General features: G+C 70.6%; 13 protein-coding genes. 11 read left to right on the top strand and 2 right to left on the bottom strand.

What is annotated here, in order from left to right:
* The first annotated feature begins 310 nt into the window (after positions 1-310).
* From STRIP9103_RS19050 to STRIP9103_RS19065, 4 genes are all read left to right on the top strand, one after another.
* Positions 311-1837: a DUF4331 domain-containing protein gene (locus STRIP9103_RS19050; RefSeq protein WP_009314932.1), complete on the top strand. Its 1527-nt coding sequence runs from the start codon at positions 311-313 to the stop codon at positions 1835-1837.
* 137 nt (positions 1838-1974) lie between these two features.
* Positions 1975-3597, top strand: coding sequence for a tetratricopeptide repeat protein (locus STRIP9103_RS19055; RefSeq protein WP_009314935.1), 1623 nt, complete (start codon positions 1975-1977; stop codon positions 3595-3597).
* Positions 3594-5387, top strand: a complete 1794-nt coding sequence (locus STRIP9103_RS19060) for a HoxN/HupN/NixA family nickel/cobalt transporter (RefSeq protein ID WP_009314925.1) — start codon at positions 3594-3596, stop codon at positions 5385-5387. The genes STRIP9103_RS19055 and STRIP9103_RS19060 overlap by 4 nt, the downstream gene beginning before the upstream one ends.
* 66 nt (positions 5388-5453) lie before the next feature.
* Positions 5454-7193, top strand: a complete 1740-nt coding sequence (locus STRIP9103_RS19065) for a serine/threonine-protein kinase (protein WP_048820557.1) — start codon at positions 5454-5456, stop codon at positions 7191-7193.
* A 65-nt stretch (positions 7194-7258) separates the two neighbouring features.
* On the opposite strand, the gene STRIP9103_RS19070 is transcribed toward STRIP9103_RS19065, so the two are convergent.
* The gene (locus STRIP9103_RS19070) at positions 7259-8065 is read right to left on the bottom strand and encodes an SGNH/GDSL hydrolase family protein (protein WP_009314943.1); all 807 of its coding nucleotides are present in this window, start codon (positions 8063-8065) and stop codon (positions 7259-7261) included.
* A 314-nt stretch (positions 8066-8379) separates the two neighbouring features.
* On the opposite strand from STRIP9103_RS19070, the gene STRIP9103_RS19075 reads away from it, so the two are divergent.
* From STRIP9103_RS19075 to STRIP9103_RS19105, 7 genes are all read left to right on the top strand, one after another.
* Positions 8380-9585 carry a S8 family peptidase gene (locus STRIP9103_RS19075; RefSeq protein WP_048820558.1) on the top strand — a complete coding sequence of 402 codons (1206 nt, stop codon included), beginning with the start codon at positions 8380-8382 and terminating at the stop codon, positions 9583-9585.
* Positions 9586-9809: 224 nt separating this feature from the next.
* The gene (locus STRIP9103_RS19080; protein WP_009314955.1) at positions 9810-10199 is read left to right on the top strand and encodes a hypothetical protein; all 390 of its coding nucleotides are present in this window, start codon (positions 9810-9812) and stop codon (positions 10197-10199) included.
* Positions 10200-10202: 3 nt separating this feature from the next.
* Complete coding sequence (locus tag STRIP9103_RS19085; protein WP_009314926.1) at positions 10203-11324, top strand: GNAT family N-acetyltransferase; 1122 nt, start codon at positions 10203-10205, stop codon at positions 11322-11324.
* Between the two features lie 344 nt (positions 11325-11668).
* The gene (locus STRIP9103_RS19090; RefSeq protein ID WP_009314912.1) at positions 11669-12502 is read left to right on the top strand and encodes a glycosyltransferase family 2 protein; all 834 of its coding nucleotides are present in this window, start codon (positions 11669-11671) and stop codon (positions 12500-12502) included.
* The gene (locus tag STRIP9103_RS19095; protein ID WP_009314934.1) at positions 12499-13503 is read left to right on the top strand and encodes a glycosyltransferase family 2 protein; all 1005 of its coding nucleotides are present in this window, start codon (positions 12499-12501) and stop codon (positions 13501-13503) included. The genes STRIP9103_RS19090 and STRIP9103_RS19095 overlap by 4 nt, the downstream gene beginning before the upstream one ends.
* Positions 13500-14309 (top strand): polysaccharide deacetylase family protein, encoded by an 810-nt coding sequence (locus tag STRIP9103_RS19100; RefSeq protein WP_009314910.1) that lies wholly within the window; start codon positions 13500-13502, stop codon positions 14307-14309. Before STRIP9103_RS19095 ends, STRIP9103_RS19100 begins: the two co-directional genes overlap by 4 nt.
* Positions 14302-18117 carry a lipopolysaccharide biosynthesis protein gene (locus STRIP9103_RS19105; protein ID WP_009314924.1) on the top strand — a complete coding sequence of 1272 codons (3816 nt, stop codon included), beginning with the start codon at positions 14302-14304 and terminating at the stop codon, positions 18115-18117. The genes STRIP9103_RS19100 and STRIP9103_RS19105 overlap by 8 nt, the downstream gene beginning before the upstream one ends.
* A 35-nt stretch (positions 18118-18152) precedes the next feature.
* Here the strand turns inward: STRIP9103_RS19105 and STRIP9103_RS19110 are convergent, their stop codons facing one another.
* Positions 18153-19568, bottom strand: a complete 1416-nt coding sequence (locus tag STRIP9103_RS19110) for a GH39 family glycosyl hydrolase (protein ID WP_009314957.1) — start codon at positions 19566-19568, stop codon at positions 18153-18155.
* Between the last annotated feature and the right edge of the window lie 73 nt (positions 19569-19641).

The following is a 19641-nucleotide window of genomic DNA, read 5'->3' on the forward strand; positions in this document are numbered from 1 at the left end:
TCGATGGATCCGAACCGATCGGTCCCGTTCGGGTCCGATCGGACTGGACCGGACTGGGCCGGGCTGGGCCGGGCTGGGCCGGGCTGGGCCGGGCTGGGCCGGAATGGATTGGACCGGATCAGACCGGACCCGCTCCCGAACGGCCGGATCAGATCTCGAACGACCGGATCAGATCTCGATCAACGAATCGCTGTCTCCGCTGAAACAACCTTTCAAACGCTCCGTAAGAACGTTTGGGATTCGACCAATCCACCCTGCCGATCGCTCCGAATGGCGTTCGTCAGGCAAGTTGGGACAGAGGACGGACGGCATGACACCTACTTCCAGGAGCGGCGCGGGGCGCAGGAGCATCGCGACCCTCATCTGTGGTTCGCTGGCCGCCGGAGGGCTCGCAGCCGCCGGCGTGACCGCGCTGGAACCGGGGGCGGCCTCCGCCTCCAGCCATCGCGAGGCCCCGCTGATCTCGGGGCAGCCCCAGTACGACAACACGGACGTGTACGCGTTCGTCAGCCCGGACAAGCCGGACACCACGACGATCGTGGCGAACTGGATCCCCATGGAGGAACCGGCGGGCGGTCCGAACTTCTTCACCTTCGCCGAGGACGCCCAGTACGACATCCGGGTCGACCAGGACGGCGACGCGCAGGAAGACCTGATCTTCCGCTACACGTTCAAGACGAAGACGAAGAACAAGGACACCTTCCTGTACAACACGGGCGTCGTGGAGAGCCTCGACGACCCGGACCTCAACATCACGCAGACGTACGACATCGAGCTCATCAAGCTGAAGAACCGCAGCGCGGTGTCCCGGACGAAGCTCGCGGACGACGTGTGGGTGGCCCCCTCGAACGTCGGCAAGGCGTCCATGCCGGACTTCAAGAAGCTGCGCGACGAGGCCGTCTACAAGACCGCGAGCGGGGTGACGACGTACGCCGGACAGGCCGACGACCCGTTCTTCCTGGACCTGCGCGTCTTCGACCTGCTGTACGGCGGTGACCTCTCCGAGGTCGGCCGCGACACGCTCAAGGGCTACAACGTCAACTCGATCGCCCTGCAGGTGCCGAGCGAGGCGCTCGTGGAGTCCAAGGACCAGCCGATCGTCGGCATCTGGTCGACGACTCAGCGCAAGGGCGCGGGCGGCAGGTTCCACCAGGTCTCGCGCCTCGGCATGCCGCTGGTGAACGAGGTCGTCAACCCGATCAAGGACAAGGACACGTTCAACGCGTCCTCGCCGGTGGACGACGCGCAGTTCCTGAACAACGTCACCGAGCCCGAGCTGCCCAAGCTCATCGAGGCGATCTACAAGATCCCGGCCCCGGACGAGCCGCGCAACGACCTCGTCGACGTCTTCCTCAAGGGTGTCGAGGGCCTCAACCAGCCGCCGCACGTGACCCCGTCGGAGCAACTGCGCCTCAACACCTCCATCGAGCCGACCAAGAAGCCGAAGCGGCTCGGTGTGCTCGACGGCGACAACCAGGGCTTCCCGAACGGGCGCCGGCTCACCGACGACGTGATCGACATCGCGCTGCAGGTCGTCGAGGGTGAGCTGGTCGGCGCCAAGAACGACCTGGGCGACGCGGTCGACAAGAACGACAAGAAGTTCGGCAAGTCCTTCCCGTACGTGGGTCTGCCGACGGCCGGTTCGCGCGGCAAGACCGTCAAGGGCAACACCACGAACAACGTGCGCAGCGCCATCGGCACCGGTGTCACCGAGTCCGGCATGGACAACACCACGCTGATCGCGGCCTCGGCCGGCGCCGGCGCGGCCGGTGTCCTGCTCCTCGGCACGGGCCTGCTGTGGTGGCGCCGCCGGATCAACGACCGCGCGTACTACTAGGCCCACCCCGACCGGGCCCGCCCCCTGGGGCCCGGTCCACCGACCGGCGCGGCCCGCTCGTACCCATCCCCCACGGCGCGGGCCGCGCCTCACCGAACAGCGACCCCGGTGCCGGGCAAGGAACTTGAGGAGAGGGCATGTCCCCGCGTACGACCGAGACCGCGCCGGACAACGGACAACCGCGCCCCGACGAGGGGGCCCCTCCCACAACCGCACAACACAACGCCGATAAGCCCGACACCGAGCCCGGGAAGAACACCGCCGAGTCCAGCACGGGTTCCGAGTCCGGCGCAGCCGAGTCCGGCACGGGTTCCGGGTCCGGCGCAGCCGAGTCCGGCGCCGGGGCCGCCTCGAAAGCCGGCCGCGACGTTGCCGAGTCCGGCGCCGGGGCCGTCCCGAAGGCCGTTCCCGCGTCTGGCCCCGGGCGTGAGCCCGTTCGGCGGCGGCTGTTGCGGCTCACCGCGTGTGCGGCCGCGTTGGCCGTCGCGTTCACGGGGTTCGCGATTGCCCTGGGGGCGCAGGACGACGACCGGGCCACCGTGTCCGTCTCCACCGCTCCCGGGGTCTCGGCGGCGCAGCTCGCCAGTGGGGATCTCGGCACGACCGTCAAGGCGTTGCAGGCCCATCTGCGGGAGCAGCCGAAGGACTTCGGGTCCTGGTCGACGCTGGGCCTGGCGTATGTCGAGCAGGCCCGTACCACGGGCGACTCCTCCCGCTACCCGCAGGCCGAGAAGGCACTGGAGCGTTCGCTGGAGCTGCGGCCGGACAACGACCCGGCGCTCGCGGGCCTCGCCGCACTGGCCGCCGCGCGGCACGAGTTCAAGGACGCGCTGCGGTACGCGGACCGGGCGCTCAAGGAGAACCCGTACAGCGAGCGGGCGTTGTGCTCCCGCATCGACGCCCTGGTCGAACTCGGCCGCTACGACGAGGCGTTGAAGGCGGCCCGGCTCGCCGACACCCGCCGCCCCGGCATCCCCGTCTTCACGCGGTACGCCTACGTGTACGAGCTGCGCGGCGACGTGAAGACCGCCCGCCGGGTCCTGGAGCAGGCGCTCGCCTCGGCGGTGACCCGCGGCGACATCGCCTATGTGGCCACACAGCTCGGTCAACTGGCCTGGAAACAGGGCGAGTTCAAGACCGCCCTCGACCACTACGCGCGAGCGCTGGGCGCCGACGACACCTACCTCCCCGCCTTGGACGGCCGCGCCCGCGCCCAGGCCGCGAGCGGCGACCGCGCCGAGGCGATCCGCGGGCTGGAGCAGGTCGTGTCCACCTATCCGCTGCCGGGCCCGCTCGTGGCGCTCGGCGAGCTGTACGAGGCGGAGGGCGACAAGACCGCGGCCCGCGAGCAGTACGCGCTGGTGAACGCCTGGACCGACATCGCCCGCGCCAACGGCGTCAACGCCGACCTCGACACCGCGCTCGCCGCCGCCGACCACGGCGACAAGAAGGCCGCGCTGCGCGCGGCGCGGGCCGAGTGGGAGCGCCGGGAGACGGTCCACACGGCGGACGCCCTCGCCTGGGCGCTGCACGTCAACGGCCGTGACGAGGAGGCCCTGCCGTACGCCCGCCGCGCCACGGCCACCGGATACCGGGACGCGACGTTCCTCTACCACCGCGGCATGGTCGAGTACGCCGCCGGTGACGAGAAGGCCGCCGAGGCCTCACTCAAGGCGGCGCTCGACCTCAACCCCGGGTTCTCACCGCTCGGCGCCGCCGAAGCCCGTAGGACCCTGAAGGCTCTGGAGGCCGCCAAGTGACGTCCCGTCGGCGCCTGTTCGCCTCCGCCACGGCGGTCTTCACGGCCGCCTGCGCCCTCGTACTCGTCCCCACCGGGACCGCGAGCGCGCACCCGCTCGGCAACTTCACCGTGAACCGGTACGACGGCCTCGTCGCCGCCCCCGGACAGCTCAAGGTCTTCCATGTCGAGGACCTCGCGGAGATCCCGGCCACCCAGGCCGGACCCGCCATCAAGCGCCAGGGCATGGACGGTTGGGCCCGCGAGCGGTGCGAGACGGCCGCCGAGGACACCGAGGTCACCGTCGACGGACGTGCCGTCGAGATGACACTGAAGTCCAGCAGTGCCGAGGAGCGGCCCGGACAGGCGGGGCTGAAGACCCTGCGCGTGGAGTGCCGGCTGACGGCTCCGCTGCCGGAGCGGGCCAGCGACGTACGCTTCCACGCCGCCGTGGACTCCGGCCCCGGCTGGCGCGAGGTCACCGCCCAGGGCGACCGGATGACACTGGCCGGGTCGGACGTGCCCGAGGAGTCGGTGTCCGGACAGCTCACCAGCTACCCCGAGGAGTTGTTGCAGTCCCCGGAGGACACGGCGACCGCGTCCCTCCAGGTGAAGCCCGGCGGCCCGGCGCTGGCGGAGGAGGAGCGCGACGCCCCCGGCGCCTCGATCCTCCCGCGCGGCGCGGACCGCTGGACCCGGATGCTCGACGACCTGGTCTCCAGTCACGACCTCACCCTCGGCTTCGGCGCCCTCGCCTTCGGCATCGCCCTGTTCCTCGGCGCGATGCACGCCCTCGCCCCGGGCCACGGCAAGACCCTGATGGCCGCCACCGCCGCCGCCCGCGACCGGGCCCGGATGCGGGACGTCCTGCCCATGGCCGCGTCGGTGACGGTCACCCACACCCTGGGCGTGGTCGCCCTCGGCCTCCTGGTCCTCGCCGGCTCGGCCGCCGCCCCGTCCGTCATCACCTGGCTCGGCATCGCCAGCGGCCTGTTCGTGATGGCAGCGGGCACGACACTCGTACGCCGCGCCTGGCTGAACCGGAAACTCACGCTCATGCCCGGGCACGGACACGGAGACCCGCACGACCACAGCCATGCCCATGACCACGACCACGACGGTCACGAGCACGGGCACGGGCACGGGCACGGGCACTCCTACGATCACGATCACGGCCACGACCACGACCACCACGATCACGGTCATGGGGAGGGCCACGGGCACTCCCACACCCACGCTCACGAGCCCAAGCGCGAACTCGTACTCGCCCACGCCCACACGCACGGCGAAACCCACGCCCACACCCATGCGTCAACCAAGGCGCACTCACACGACCACGACCACAGCCACAGCCACGATCACGACCCCCACGACCACGCCCACACCCACGCCCCCAAGAAGTCCCTCTTCGGCGGCGGCAGCCTCACGCACACCCACGGCGGCTTCACCCACACCCACCCCACCGCGCCCACCCTGCGCGGCACGATCCTGCTGGGCTTCGCGGGCGGGATGGTGCCGAGCCCGTCGGCCGTGGTCGTGCTGGTGGGCGCGGCGGCCATGGGGAAGGCATGGTTCGGGCTGCTGCTCGTGCTGGCGTACGGCATCGGGCTGGCGCTCACGCTGACGGCGGCCGGGTACGCCGTGGTGAAGGCGGGCGGCTGGGCGACGCGGGTGCTGGACAAGGGCCAGGGCAGGCTCGCCGGGCCGACCGCCGCGCTGGTGCGCAGGACCGTGCCGCTGGCGTCGGCGCTGCTGGTCGTCGCTCTGGGGGCTGTTTTGGTGCTCAGGGGTGCGGCATCCGCGATCGGCTGAGCTACTTTTGTGTAGAAATCGCACGGAGTGGAGATTTCACGCGGCTGCGAATGATGGGGGACTCCCGTGTCCGAAGATCGGGGCAGTGAACGTGTGATCGCGGGCCGCTACCGTCTGCTGACCCCGCTGGGCGAGGGCGGCATGGGAACCGTGTGGCGGGCCCGCGACGAGGTTCTGCACCGTGAGGTCGCCGTCAAGGAGGTGCGCGCGCCCGCCGGGATCCCGGCGTCCGACGTGGAGCGGATGTACGCCCGGCTGGAGCGGGAGGCGTGGGCCGCGGCCCGGGTCGCCAGCCGCAATGTGGTCACGGTGTACGACGTGGCCATGGAGGAGGGTCGCCCCTGGATCGTGATGGAGCTGGTCCGGGGTCTGTCGCTCGCCGACCTCCTGGACGCCGAGGGCCCCCTCGCCCCGCAGCGCACCGCGCAGATCGGCGCCGAGGTGCTGGCCGCGCTGCGCGCCGCGCATGACGCCGGTGTGCTGCACCGGGATGTGAAGCCGGCCAACGTGCTCATGTCCAACGACGGCCGGGTCGTCCTCACCGACTTCGGTATCGCCACGGTGGAGGGCAGCTCCGCGCTGACCATGACCGGCGAGGTCATCGGCTCGCCGGAGTTCCTGGCCCCGGAGCGCGCGCTCGGCCGTGCGTTCGGCCCCGAGTCGGACCTGTGGTCGCTCGGTGTGCTGCTGTACGCGGCGGTCGAGGGCAACTCCCCCTTCCGGCAGAACACTCCGCTGAGCACCCTGCGCGCGGTCGTCGACGAGGAGTTGCCGCCGCCGCGCCGGGCGGGTCCGCTGGCCCCGGTGATCGAGGGGCTGCTGCGCAAGGACCCGGCCGAGCGGATCTCCGCCGAACAGGCCGAGCAGGATCTGCGGATCATCGGCACGGGCGGCACTCCCCGGTCGGACACGGTCCTCTCGACGCCGTACACCCCGACGGTGGCCGGCCTGCCGGCCCCGGACCCGGGCCGGGGGCCGGCGCAGGAGCCGGGCGCGAACCGGTTCGGGCCGCCGACCCCGCCGTATCCCGCCCCGGCCGCCACGACCCGGCCCTCGGCGGTGCCCTCCGGTGAGCCGGACCGCAACCGCCGTGCCCTCGTCTTCCTGATCGCCGGTATCGCCGCGATCGCCTTCGCCATCGCGGGACTGACGTACGCCCTGGTCAACCGCGACGGCGGGGGCGACAACAACCCCACCAACGGGACCGGCACGGCGGGCGGTACGAACGGCGGGACGGGGAACGGGGGCTCCGGGCAGGGCGGCGACGGCGGCGCGGGCGACGGCGGCTCGTCGGACACGCCCGACTCCTCCACCACGCCGGACGACGGGGGCACCACGAGCAAGCCGCCCGCGCAGTCCGTGCGGGTGACGGTCACCGGCGCGAACACCGACTACTCGGGGGCCTGTCCGCCGCCGGACGCCGATGCGCCCACGTTCACCGCGACATTCACCGTGGGCAGTGTGCCGGTGGAGGTGGATTACCGGTGGGTGACGAAGAGCGGGGAGGGCTCGGACGAGAGCTGGAAGACGCTGTCGTTCCCGGCGGGCGCGGGGAGGACGAAGCAGGACCGGGTCGTCGTGACCGCGGAGCGGACGTCCGGGACCTACGAGGACGAGATCGGCATCGAGGTCCGCGACCCGGTGCGGGCCACGTCCAACTCCGTGCCGTTCTCGGTGACCTGCGAGCCGGAGGCCCCGACCACGGGCGGGACCTCCCCTTCCGACCCTTCCGTCTCGGAGAACCCCGACGGCTACAGCGACGACGGCGCGGGCGCCTACGACCGGGCGATCAGGCCACGGCCGTAGACGCAACGCCATGGACACGACGCCGTAGAACGACAGGGATCAGGTGACAGCCGTACGGCCGGTGCTCAGGCCGTGCTCCTGAGTACCGGCAGATATCCGCCCGACTGCCCCGCGGCCTTCGGGTGGTACGACTCGCCGATGTTCAGCAGGTTGAGGCTGTGCAGCCATGAGCTGCCGGAGCACAGTTCGTGGCCGGTGAAGGCGGGGCGGACGTCGCCGAAGGTGAAGCCGTGGTCGGCGGCCCGTTTGGCGATGGCGGTGTTGAGGTAGTCGGCCGCGTTGTTGATCGCGGACCGCTTGCTCTGGGACAGGCCGGCGCAGGTGCCGCCCAGTTGGTAGAAGCGGGGGTAGCCGAGGACCACCACGTGGGCGGCGGGGGCCTTGGACCTGATCGCCGAGTAGACGCTGTCGAGTTGGCCGGGCAGCGTCGAGTCGACGTACGCCTTCGCGGTGTTGATGCGGGAGACGCAGGCGCTGTCGGACTGGAGTACGCAGGTGCTCATGACGTCGGCGAAGCCGGCGTCGTTGCCGCCGATGGTGATCGAGACCAGCCCGGTGTTCGCGCCCAGCGGGGCGAGTTGGCCGACCAGGACATCACCCGTTCGGGCGCCCGAGCATGCCGTGAAGTTGAAGGACGAGGGTGAGTTGGCGGCGGCCCAGAGGTACGGGTAGGCCTTCGTGCTGCGCTTGCAGTCACCGCTGGAGGAGATGTAGCTCCCCGCGCCGACTCCCGAGGAGTAGGAGTCGCCGAGGGCCACATAACCGGTCGGAGCGGCCTGTGAGGACGCCTGCGCCGTCGCTGCCCCGGTGAGGGCGGTGCTGACGGCGAGGAGGAGTGAGGTCGCGTATGCCGCAAGTCGGGAACGTCTCATGGAACCTCCCTTTAGCAGGATCTCTGCCTCAACCGTCGTAACAGCTACGCGTGTTGATCGGAAGTGTTCATGTCAGTACTTTCCCGCTCCCAAGGGAACGTACCCACCGCGTTCAACCCTTGTTCGATTTCAAGCATGTGACAGAAACATGACAAGCGCTCAACTCTCTTGAGCTACACCCGTAGATCACCCACTCTGCTTACAGCCGTGAGCGGAACGCGACGCTCCCGGTTGTGAGTGCGATCCCGCACGCATCCCCCACAGACGCGTACCTCACCCTGGTGCGCGCCGCCTATGAGGAGGAATCCCTCGTAATGGCAGAACTGCGTAGCAAGAAGATCCGCGTCGCCGCCGTCACCACCATGGCGACCGCCGCCCTGCTCGGCGGCCTCACCGCAACTCCCGCCCAGGCCGCCCCGGCCGAGGGCAAGGTGCTCGCGGCCGACTCCCCCACCGCGATCAAGGACAGCTACATCGTCACGCTCAAGAAGAGCGCGGGCGTCAAGGCCGCGTCGAGCGAGGGCAAGGGCCTGATCAAGGAGTACGGCGGCACGGTGAAGCGGACCTTCAAGTCCGCGCTCAACGGCTACTCGGCCGAGCTCTCCGCCGCCGAGGCGAGGAGACTCGCCGCCGACCCGGCGGTCGCCTCCGTCGAGCAGAACCAGGTCTTCACCGCCGACGCCACGCAGTCCAACGCCCCGTGGGGCCTGGACCGTTCCGACCAGGCGTCGCTGCCGCTCTCCGGCACGTACACCTACCCCGACTCCGCGGGCAGCGGCGTGACCGCGTACGTCATCGACACCGGCGTCCGCATCTCGCACTCCCAGTTCGGCGGCCGGGCGGTCAACGGCTACGACGCGGTCGACGGCGACAACGTGGCACAGGACGGCAACGGCCACGGCACGCACGTGGCGTCCACCATCGCCGGCTCGACCTACGGCATCGCCAAGCAGGCCAAGATCGTGGCCGTCCGGGTGCTGAACAACTCCGGCTCCGGCACCACGGCGGGTGTCGTCGCCGGCATCGACTGGGTGACCGCGAACCACAGCGGCCCCTCGGTAGCCAACATGTCGCTCGGCGGCGGCGCGTCCACCGCCCTCGACACGGCCGTCCGCAACTCCATAGCCAGCGGTGTGACCTACGCCGTCGCGGCCGGCAACAGCAGCGCCAACGCCTCCTCGTACTCCCCGGCCCGTGTCACGGAGGCGATCACGGTCGGCGCGACCACCAACACGGACGCCCGGGCGAGCTACTCCAACTACGGCTCGGTCCTGGACATCTTCGCCCCGGGTTCGTCGATCACGGCCGGCTGGTACACCAGCGACACCGCGACCAACACCATCTCGGGCACCTCGATGGCGACGCCGCACGTCGCGGGCGCGGCGGCCGTCTATCTGGCCGGCCACACCTCGGCCACCCCGGCCCAGGTCGCCTCGGCGCTGACCGGCGGGGCCGTCACGGGCAAGGTGACCAGCCCGGGCACCGGTTCCCCGAACCGTCTGCTCCAGATCGTCCCGTAACACCGACGGGCCCGACACCGACAGGCCCCGTCCGACCATGAGTTCCCCGGAGGCGCACCCGCCTCCGGGGAATCTCCGTATACGGGTCCTGGTCCACTGTTGGCGGTTCCTTTGCCCGCGCATGACGCATACGTGCGGGGTCCCCGTTCCGCGTCTTGACTGCCCCGCGCCCCCTGCGCGACATTGAAGCCCGGCATCCGGCGCTTCGGGGGGCAAAGTCGCCAATGCAGACCATACGTATCAAGCCACGCGCCGAACGGGACGTGGCGCCGTTGCTCGCGGGCGCCGCCGCGGCCGTCGCGGGGGTCGGCGCGGTGCTCGCGTTCACCGACGCGGACTCGGTGCTGCGCGGCCCCTTCACGCTGTTCTTCCTCCTCGTCGCGCCCGGAGCCGCCATCGGGGCCGCGCTGCGCGGGCTGGAGCCGTTCGGCCGTGTCGTGGCGTCCGTCGCCGGTGCGATCGCGGTGAACCTGCTCGTCGCGCAGGGCATGCTCGCCACTCATTCATGGTCGGTGCCCGGCGGGATCGCGGCCGTGACCGTGATCAGCTCGCTCGTCCTCCTGCTGGTGCTGGTGCGGCGCGTGCGCGGCCGTACGGAGAGAAGACGGACCTGAGACGTGGACATCAGTGTGTACCGCCCCGGCGAGCTGACGGCCGCCGACCGGGCGACCTGGACCGCTTTGCAGTCGAAGGCCCACCTCCACGGCGCTCCGGAGCTGGCGAATCCTTTCCTGTCCCCGGAGTTCACCCTCGCCATGGGCCGCTGCCGACGCGGGGTGCGGATCGCGGTGCTGCGGGAGGGCGGTGAGGCGGTGGGCTTCTTCCCGTTCCAGAGAACCGCCGCCGGCGTCGGCCGTGCCATCGGCCTCGGTGTCTCCGACTGCCAGGGCGTGGTGCACCGCCCCGGCCTCACCTGGGACGCCAAGGAACTGCTGCGGGCCTGTCGGCTCGCGGTGTGGGAGTTCGACCATCTGGCGGAGGGCCAGACACCGTTCCGGGACCATGTCACCGGAACCTTCCCCTCGCCGGTCATGGACCTGGAGCAGGGCTACGAGGCGTATCTGAGCCAACTTCGCGCGCGCTCACCGAAGTTCGTGCGGTCGACGCTGGCCAAGGAACGCCGGCTCGGCCGGGCGGTGAACGAGGTGCGCTATGTCCACGACGAACGCGACCCGAGTGTCCTGCGCACCCTGATGGCCTGGAAGTCGGCGCAGTACCGCAGGACGGGCCGCAGCGACCGGTTCGCGCACCCGTGGATCATCCAGCTGGTGCTGCAGCTCTTCCACACTCGCTCCGACTCCTTCGCCGGCCAGCTGTCGGTGCTGTACGCGGACGACAAGCCGATCGCGGCCCATTTCGGGCCGCGATCCGAGCGGGTGCTGACCTGCTGGTTCCCGGCGTACGACCCGGCGTTCGCGAAGTTCTCGCCGGGGCTGCTGCTGCATCTGCACATGGCCGAGGAGGGAGCCGCCGACGGCATCGCGTATCTGGACCTGGGACGGGGTCAGAAGCAGTACAAGGACTCCCTGAAGACACGGGAGATCTCCGTGTCCGAGGGGTGGGTCACCCGACGCCATCCGGTGGCACTCGGGCACCGGGCTCGCCGAGCCCCGGTGCGGGCACTGCGGAACACAGTCCTGGCCCGACCGGAATTGTTCGAAACGGCAGACAGAGCACTGAAGCGGATGGGTAAAATCCGCGCGGGACTGCCAGTAACGGACACAACCACAAAAAAGTGAGGCCTGGTAAGAGGCCTTGCCATACGGGCTCAACCATCAATACCGTCATACATCCACCCGCATCGGTCCGTCGACACAGGCTCCAAGGGGAGGGCTCGAGGAGCTCGACGGTCCCGGCGCGGGGCGCGCGGTAGGGGGGTGCCGTGCTCGGTGACCGCAACTTTTGCCGAGTCGTGCCGCGCGACCGACTGCCGAGTCGCGACAGTCGGCCGGCTTTGCCGGCTCACCCGGCATGCACGGAGATCGATTTCGGCATGCCTTGAGTGAGAACCCCCCTTTCGAACCGGACCAAGAACCGAACCACCCAGGGGCGGGTGGTTCACCGGACGAGAGGGACCAGACTCATGAGCTCAGTTCTGCGCCCGGCGATATCCGATTCCGATACCGGGAGCGCCGAGCCGTCGCTGCCCGGCAAGTACCGCCCGATCTCCACCCATCTGGCCATAGCACCGCCGGTGAGCGTGGTGATCCCCGCCATGAACGAGGCGGAGAACCTGCCGTACGTCTTCAAGACCCTGCCGGGCTGGATCCACGAAGTGGTCCTCGTCGACGGCAACTCCACCGACGACACCGTCGAGGTGGCCCGCGAGCTGTGGCCGGACGTCAAGGTCGTACCGCAGCGGGGCAAGGGCAAGGGGGATGCCCTGATCACCGGGTTCGAGGCGGCGACCGGCGACATCATCGTGATGGTCGACGCGGACGGCTCGGCCGACGGCCACGAGATCGTGTCGTACGTCTCCGCCCTGGTCTCCGGGGCGGACTTCGCCAAGGGCTCCCGCTTCGCCAACGGCGGCGGCACCGACGACATGACCCTGATCCGCAAGCTCGGCAACTGGGCGCTGTGCACAGCGGTGAACCGCAAGTTCGGCGCCCGCTACACCGACCTGTGCTACGGCTACAACGCGTTCTGGCGGCACTGCCTGGACAAGATCGACCTCGACTGCACCGGCTTCGAGGTGGAGACCCTGATGAACATCCGGGTCGTCAAGGCGGGCCTGAAGGTCCAGGAGATCCCGAGCCACGAGTATCTGCGCATCCACGGCGCCAGCAATCTGCGGGCCGTGCGGGACGGGCTCCGGGTGCTGAAGGTGATCCTGAAGGAGCGTTCCAACCGGCGTGCGCTGCGCCGCCGTTCGCACTCCTCGATGCTCACCGCGGGCCGAGGAGAGGCGTCTTGAACGAGCCGACCGTGTCGGTCGTGATCTGTATGTACACCGAGGACCGCTGGGAGGACATCCTCGCGGCGGTCTCCTCGGTGCGCGCCCAGTCCCGGCCGGCCCTGGAGACACTGCTGGTGGTGGACCACAACCCAGGTCTGCTGGAGCGTCTGACCAGGGAGTACAAGGAGGTCGACGAGGTCCGGGTGCTCGCCAACGCGGGCCCGCGCGGGCTCTCGGCCGGCCGCAACACGGGCATCGCCGCCTCGTCCGGGGAGATCATCGCGTTCCTCGACGACGACGCCGTCGCCGAGCGGGACTGGCTCGGCCACTTCGTCGAGGGGTACGCCGATCCGCGGGTCATGGCCGTCGGCGGGCGTACGGTGCCCATCTGGGCGTCGGGCCGCCGTCCGGCCTGGTTCCCGGAGGAGTTCGACTGGGTGGTGGGCTGCGCCTACAAGGGCCTGCCCCGTGGCGTCGCCCGGGTGCGCAACGTCCTGGGCGGCAACGCCTCGTTCCGCCGCAGCGCGTTCGACGTGGCCGGGGGCTTCGCGACCGGGATCGGCCGGGACGGGGACAAGCGCCCGCTGGGCTGCGAGGAGACGGAGCTGTGCATCCGGCTCTCCCGGGCCAGACCGGACGCCGTCCTGCTGCTCGACGACCGAGCGGTGATCCACCACCGGGTGCCCGATGTGCGGATGCGCTTCGGGTACTTCCGCACGCGTACGTACGCCGAGGGCCTGTCGAAGGCGCTGGTGGCGCGGAGCGTCGGTGCCGGCAAGGGGCTGGAGTCGGAGCGCCGGTACACCACCCGGGTGCTGCCCGCCGGGGTGGCGCGCGGGCTGCGTGACGCGGTGCTCGGCCGCACGGGGGGTGCGGGGCGCGCGGGTGCGATCGTCGCGGGCGTGGCCGCGGCGGCCGGGGGGTACGTTGTCGGGAGCGTCCGGGCCCGCAGGGGCGACGTCACGTTCTCGGTGGGCGAGATCCCTGGTGGTACGGCCGGCGAGGGGGGCTCGTCATGACGGAGACAACGGCTGGGGCAGCGGTACCGATCCTGATGTACCACGCGGTGTCCGTCGCACCGAACGACGCCACCCGGGAGCTGTCCGTGGCCCCGGAGGCCTTCGCCGAGCAGATGGCGCTGATCGGCGACCTGGGCTTCACCCCGGTCGGCACGGCGGATCTGGCGGCGAGTTGGCGTGTCGGTCGCCCGCTCCCCGACAGGCCGGTCCTGATCACGTTCGACGACGGCTACGAGGGCGTGCACCGCCATGCCCTGCCCGTCCTCGCCAAGCACGGCTTCGCGTCGTCGCTGTTCGTCACCACGGGCTGGATCAAGGGCCCGTACGACAACGGCCTGGGCCTCGACACCATGCTCGACTGGGACCAGGTGCGCGAACTCGCCGCGGGCGGCGTCGAGATCGGCGGCCACAGCCACACCCACCCGCAGCTCGACCAGCTCGACGACGACCGGCTCCGCTTCGAGCTGCGCCGCTGCCGGCAGATCGTCGGTGACGAACTGGGCACCCGGCCCGTCTCGTTCGCGTACCCGTACGGCTACTCCAGCCGCCGGGTGCGGGTCGCGGTGCGCGAGACGGGGTTCGCCCAGTCGCTCGCCGTCGGCAACGCGCTCGCCCGGCGCCGCCAGGGCCCGTACGCGCTGCGGCGGGTCACCGTGCGGCGGTCGACGGGGATCGCGGAGTTCGAGCGGCTGATCGAGGGCCGTGCGATCGGCCGCACCTTCGCCCGGGACCGTGCCTTCACCAAGGGGTACGCCATGGTCCGAAGAGCTCGACAGGTCCGGAAGGCCATCCGTTCCCGTGTCTGACACGACGACCACCACGGCCGAGCAGGCCGGGACCACGACGACCGAGACCACCGAGCGGCGGTCCGGCTCCGGCCGACGGCTGCGGCTGCCGGGGCTGGGCAAGGGGGCGGGGGGCGACCAGCTGTTCCGCAACGCCTATGCCCTGATGCTGAACACCGGGATCTCGGCCGTGCTGGGCCTCGGCTTCTGGCTGGCCGCCGCCCGCTACTACACCGAGGCCGCGGTCGGTCAGGGCTCCGCGGCGATCGCCGCGATGAAGCTCCTGGCGGGGCTCACCGCGCTGACGCTGACGGGTGCCCTGGCCCGGTTCATCCCCGTCGCGGGACGCGGCACGGGACGGCTGGTCTTCCGTACGTACGCGGCCAGTTCGGTGGTCGTGGCGCTGGCGGCGGGCGTGTTCCTGCTGACGCTGGGCCTGTGGGGTTCGTCGTACCGCTTCCTGCACGACCCGGTGAACGCCGTGTTCTTCGTGCTCGCGGTGGTCGCCTGGTCGGTGCTGACGCTTCAGGACGGGGTGCTCACCGGGCTGCGCAGCGCGGTGTGGGTGCCGGTCGGCAACACCGTGTTCTCGGCGGTGAAGCTGGTGCTGCTGGTGCTGTTCGCCGCGGCGATCCCCACCATGGGTGTGTTCGTGTCCTGGGTCGCGGCGATCGCCATGTCGGTGCTGCCGCTGGGCTGGCTGGTGTTCCGGCGCCTGATCCCGAAGCATGTGAAGGCCACCGAGGACCACACGCGTCCACCGTCGCTGAGGGAGATCGGCCGCTTCCTCGCGGGCGACTACACCGGCTCGCTGTTCTCGCTGGCCGTGGTCTACCTCGTCCCGGTGATCGTCGCCGCGCAGGTCGGCTCCGCCGACAACGCGTACTTCTACATCACCACCACCATCGGCGGCACGGTCAACCTGCTCGCCATCAACATGGGCGCCTCGCTGACCGTCGAGGGCGCGCACGACCCGGCACGCCTCGCCCTCAACACCCGGGCCGCGCTGAAGCGGATGGCGCGGATCATGCTGCCGGTGTGCGCGGTGCTGTTCTTCGGGGCGCCCTGGATCCTGGCCGTCTTCGGGCAGGGTTACGCGGACGCGGCGACCGTGCTGCTGCGCTGGTTCGCCGTGGGTGCCGTGCTCCGGGTCGTGATGGAGACGTACTTCGCGGTCCTGCGCGCCCAGAGCCGCACCGCCGGACTCGCCTGGCTGCAGGGCCTGCTCTGCGTCCTGGTGCTCGGCCTGACAGTGCTGCTGCTCCCCCGTATGGGCCTGACCGGCGCGGGCGTCGCCGAGGTCACCAGCCTCGCGGTGATCGTGCTCATCGCCGCGCCCCGGCTCTACGGAATCGTCCGCGCCGCGCCGCCCGCCGAGATCCCGGCGGACGCGGCGCCGGACGGCGACCTCGCCGACCTGGGCCGGGTGGCCTCCGCCGCGAGGAAGCAGAGCGGCGCCCGGGCCCGCCGCCTCGACTCCGACACCCTCGCCCTCGGCATCCACGCCGACCTCGACCACCTGGAACGCCGCCCCGACGTACGCCCCGGCCCCGGCACCCCGCCCACCGGAACCCCGGCCGTCCGCAAGGACCACCGCCCGGCCTGGGCCCAGGACCGCCCGACCCATCCCCTCGGGAAGCCACCCGCGCTGGGCCTGCCGGTAGAAGTGGGGGTCCCCCCGGCCATGGGGGTCCCCCCGCTCGAGCGGAGCCGAGAGTGGGGGAAAAGCCGGGAGTGGGGGAGCGAGCCCGGCTCGGAGGCCTCGCCGGGCCCCGCCGAGACACCCTCGGCCCCCCTGCGTGAGCGACTGCCGCACCCCACCATCACCAGGGTGGTCCTCGGCTTCCTTCTGCTCTCCGCGCTGCTGCTGTACTGGGTGCCGGCCCTCGCGCTGGACGACTCCGACCTGGACCGGATGGGCGGGCTCGGGCTGATCTCGGTGCTGCCCACGCCGACGCTGGCCGGGGCGGCGCTGCTGGCCACGGTCTTCGCGTCGCTGCTGTGGCCGGCCCGCGAGCACAAGGGCCTGCTGCTCATCACCCTCCTGGCGACGGTCGTGTCCCTGCACGCGCTGCCGGCCGTGATCGAGACCGAGCCCCGCTTCCCCACCGCCTGGCAGCACCTGGGCTTCATCGACTACATCGACCGCACCGGCTCGGCCGTACCCGACCTGGACGCCCGCTGGAGCTGGCCGGGCTTCTTCGCCGCGGCGGCGTTCGTCGCGAAGGCCTGCGGGGTCAGCGACTTCACGGAGATCATCCGCTGGTGGCCGACGGCCGTCCAACTCCTCTATCTGGCCCCGCTGTTCCTCCTCACCCGCCATATGCGGGCGGGCTGGCGCGCCAAGTGGACCGGCGTCTGGATCTTCGTGCTGAGCGGCTGGGTGGGCCAGGACTACTTCTCCCCCCAGGGCTTCACCTATCTCCTCTATCTGGCCTTCGTGGCGATCCTGCTGGTCTGGTTCCGCGCGCCGCGCATGCTGTGGGGCGCGGTCCGCCCGGGCGAGGCCGAGGTGGAACCCACGGACCGCCGGCAGCGCGCGGTCCTCCTGGCCGTCCTGATCGCGCTGTACGCGGCGACCGTCCCGGCCCACCAGCTCACCCCGTTCGTGATGCTGGGCGTCCTCGGGGTCCTCGTCCTGATCGGCCGCTCCGAACTGCGCGGCCTGCCCATCCTGTTCGCCGTCATGGTCGCCGTCTGGGTGGGCTTCCTCGCCGAACCGTACTGGTCCGGCCACTTCGACGAACTCTTCGGCGGGGTCGGCGGCGTCGGCGGAAACGTCACGTCCTCGGTCTCCGGCCGTATCGGCGAGGGCAGCTCGACCCACAAACTCGTGCTGTACGCGCGCGTGGCCCTCGCCGGCACCGTCATGCTCCTGGCCTGCTACGGCTTCTGGCGCCGCCGCAGGAACAAGTACCGCGAACGCTCCCTGCTCGTCCTGACGTTCGTTCCGTTCCTGGGCTTCGGCATGCAGTCGTACGGCGGTGAGATGGCCCTGCGCGTCTTCATGTTCGCCCTCCCGGGCGCGGCCCTGCTCGCCGGGCTCGCCCTCTTCCCGCGCACCGGTGCCACCGCCGAGGAACGCGACAAGGACCGGAGGAGCCTCGCCCCGCTGGCCGCGCTCATGGCCGGCCTCGTCCTCATCGGCGGCTTCCTCGTCGCCCGCTGGGGCAATGAACCCTTCGAGCGCGTCCGCACGGGCGAGGTCGCCGCCATGGAGTACGTCTACGCCCACGACGACCCGACCGTACGGCTCCTCTGGCTCAGCGACGACCCGGTGAACAACGTGACCCCGGCGATGCCGTGGGGCGCCCGGGACATGGAGAAGGTGCAGTACGTTCCCACACTGGCGCCGAGCGATCCGGTCCTGGTGTCGGGCCTGGTCAAGTCCCTGAAGGACGCGGGCGCCAACTCGTACCTGATGATCAACCGAAGCCAGGTCGTCTCCCTCCGGCTGAACTCCGGCTACTCGAAGACCTGGGAGTCCCGTCTCGTCCAGAACCTCGACAAACGCGGGGAACTGAAGCGGGCCTTCACCAACAAGGACGTCACCATCTACGAGATGCGCGGCCGGACCGGCACGCCGCCCAAGGCCGACCCGGGCCCGATCGGCCCCCAGGTGACCTGGACCCCGTGGTCGGTGGTGGGCGGTCTGGCGGCGATCGCGCTGATCGTGCTGCTGACGACGCGGGAGGTCGTACGGGTGGCGGCCCGCCCGAGCGTCCGCCAACTCCGCCGGCTCCAGAGCAGCTTCTGGTTCAGCCTGCCGCTATTGGCCCTGTTGCTGGCGTCGCTGGTGCAGAGGTTCTTGACGATGGGCTCGCCGTAGCGCCCCTGAAGGGGCACGGGCTGTGAACGCGGCACTCACCTCTTGAGCCACTTGACCTCATAGGCACCCATATCGAACTTCTGACCGTCGATCTGCGCGCTGATCCTGCGGTCGAGGGTGTTCACAACGAGCACGGCCCTGTCATCGGCGAGCACCCGTACATTGGGCTTGTCGTCATCGGCGACGGACACCGTCTCGTACGCGGTCCCCGGCGGAAACTCCTTGCTGAACCGGGACAACAAGCCGTACATGGGCAGCGCCCGGCCGCCGTCGCCGGTGTCCGTCGGAGTCCACAGACATCCGGGGCACTCCCCGCTCCTCTCCTCCGGATTCCAGTAGAACCCGGAGGTGGCCCCGCCCTTGGCCATGGCGATCAGCCCGGACGCCTGGACGGCGACCCGCCGGTCCTCGGACCAGCCGTGACGGTCGTCGTTCGCGTCGGCCGGCTCGACGTAGTACTCGGCCCACCACAGCGGCAGACCAGCGGAGCGATCCCGCACCCAACGACTGACCGCCGTGAACTTGTCGGTGGCCGCGAACTCGTCCGGCAGCAGATCGTCGTCGTTGGTGTAACTGGAGCCGTCGACGACGACGAAGTCCGCGCCGGCCTTGTTCTTGTTCCAGTAGTCGAAGGCGTCGAGGACCCGCTGGTCCATGGCACCCCAGGAGCCCTTCAGGGTCGTGGAGGCGTCCTGCTTCTGCCGTGGGTCGAGGCTGTCCATGACGAGGTACGGCCCGCCGACCATGATGTCCTCGTCGACCTTCTTCAGGGCCTTGTAGACGAGGTTGTACAGCTCGGTGTAGCCCTCGTAGTCCCAGCGGGCCTCGCTGTCGTTCCAGAAGCCCTTGAACTCGTTCCAGACGATGAAGTGCCGTACGTCGGGGTAGCGCTTGGCGACGGTCGCGGCGAGGGCGGCGTAGTCCTCGAAGTGCTCGGGCTCGGGGGCGGTCTCCAGGGCGGCCTGGCTCCAGTCGGTCCTGTCGGCGCCGGAGCCGCCGCCCTTCATCCAGTCGGGGGCACAGCACAGGGTGACCACGGGGGTGCCGCCGGTGGCGCGGACGAAGTCGATGCGCCGGTCCATCTCCTCGAAGTCGTAACGCCCCTTGACGGGTTCGGGGTTGCCGGCGCCCCAGCCCATGATGTGCTGGATCTGCGGCAGCGGCTGCTCCCGGAGCCGTTCCTCGACGCGCCCGATGGCGTCCGCGCTGCCCTCGTCGGCGCTGTACTGGGTGTGGGTGAAGCCCCAGCCGACACTCGGGCCGGTGTCCTCGGACGGCGTAGCGGGCGTGCCGTGCACCTTGTCGCCGTCGCGGGTGGTGCCGACGGTGCTGCCGTCCCCCGGAAGCGTGCTGATCAGGGTCACGATCAGGGCCAGTACGGCCGCCCCCACGCCGAACAGCGCGGTGAGTCGCCACCGCCGTTCCCCCGAATTCCACCCATGGCGTGCCATCAAGGGCAACAGTAACCGCGTGGGGTGGCGGTGGGGGAGCTTCCGCGAGGAACTCCTGAGCGATCGGATCGAT

This window comes from Streptomyces ipomoeae 91-03 (assembly GCF_000317595.1).
GTDB lineage: Bacteria > Actinomycetota > Actinomycetes > Streptomycetales > Streptomycetaceae > Streptomyces > Streptomyces ipomoeae.

Bases quoted from the DNA above. Each gene is read 5' to 3' on its own strand.
- STRIP9103_RS19080 (WP_009314955.1), top strand. From the start codon at position 9,810: ATGCAGACCATACGTATCAAGCCACGCGCCGAACGGGACGTGGCGCCG.
- STRIP9103_RS19075 (WP_048820558.1), top strand. From the start codon at position 8,380: ATGGCAGAACTGCGTAGCAAGAAGATCCGCGTCGCCGCCGTCACCACC.
- STRIP9103_RS19100 (WP_009314910.1), top strand. From the start codon at position 13,500: ATGACGGAGACAACGGCTGGGGCAGCGGTACCGATCCTGATGTACCAC.
- STRIP9103_RS19090 (WP_009314912.1), top strand. From the start codon at position 11,669: ATGAGCTCAGTTCTGCGCCCGGCGATATCCGATTCCGATACCGGGAGC.
- STRIP9103_RS19055 (WP_009314935.1), top strand. From the start codon at position 1,975: ATGTCCCCGCGTACGACCGAGACCGCGCCGGACAACGGACAACCGCGC.
- STRIP9103_RS19050 (WP_009314932.1), top strand. From the start codon at position 311: ATGACACCTACTTCCAGGAGCGGCGCGGGGCGCAGGAGCATCGCGACC.
- STRIP9103_RS19110 (WP_009314957.1), bottom strand. From the start codon at position 19,568: ATGGCACGCCATGGGTGGAATTCGGGGGAACGGCGGTGGCGACTCACC.
- STRIP9103_RS19070 (WP_009314943.1), bottom strand. From the start codon at position 8,065: ATGAGACGTTCCCGACTTGCGGCATACGCGACCTCACTCCTCCTCGCC.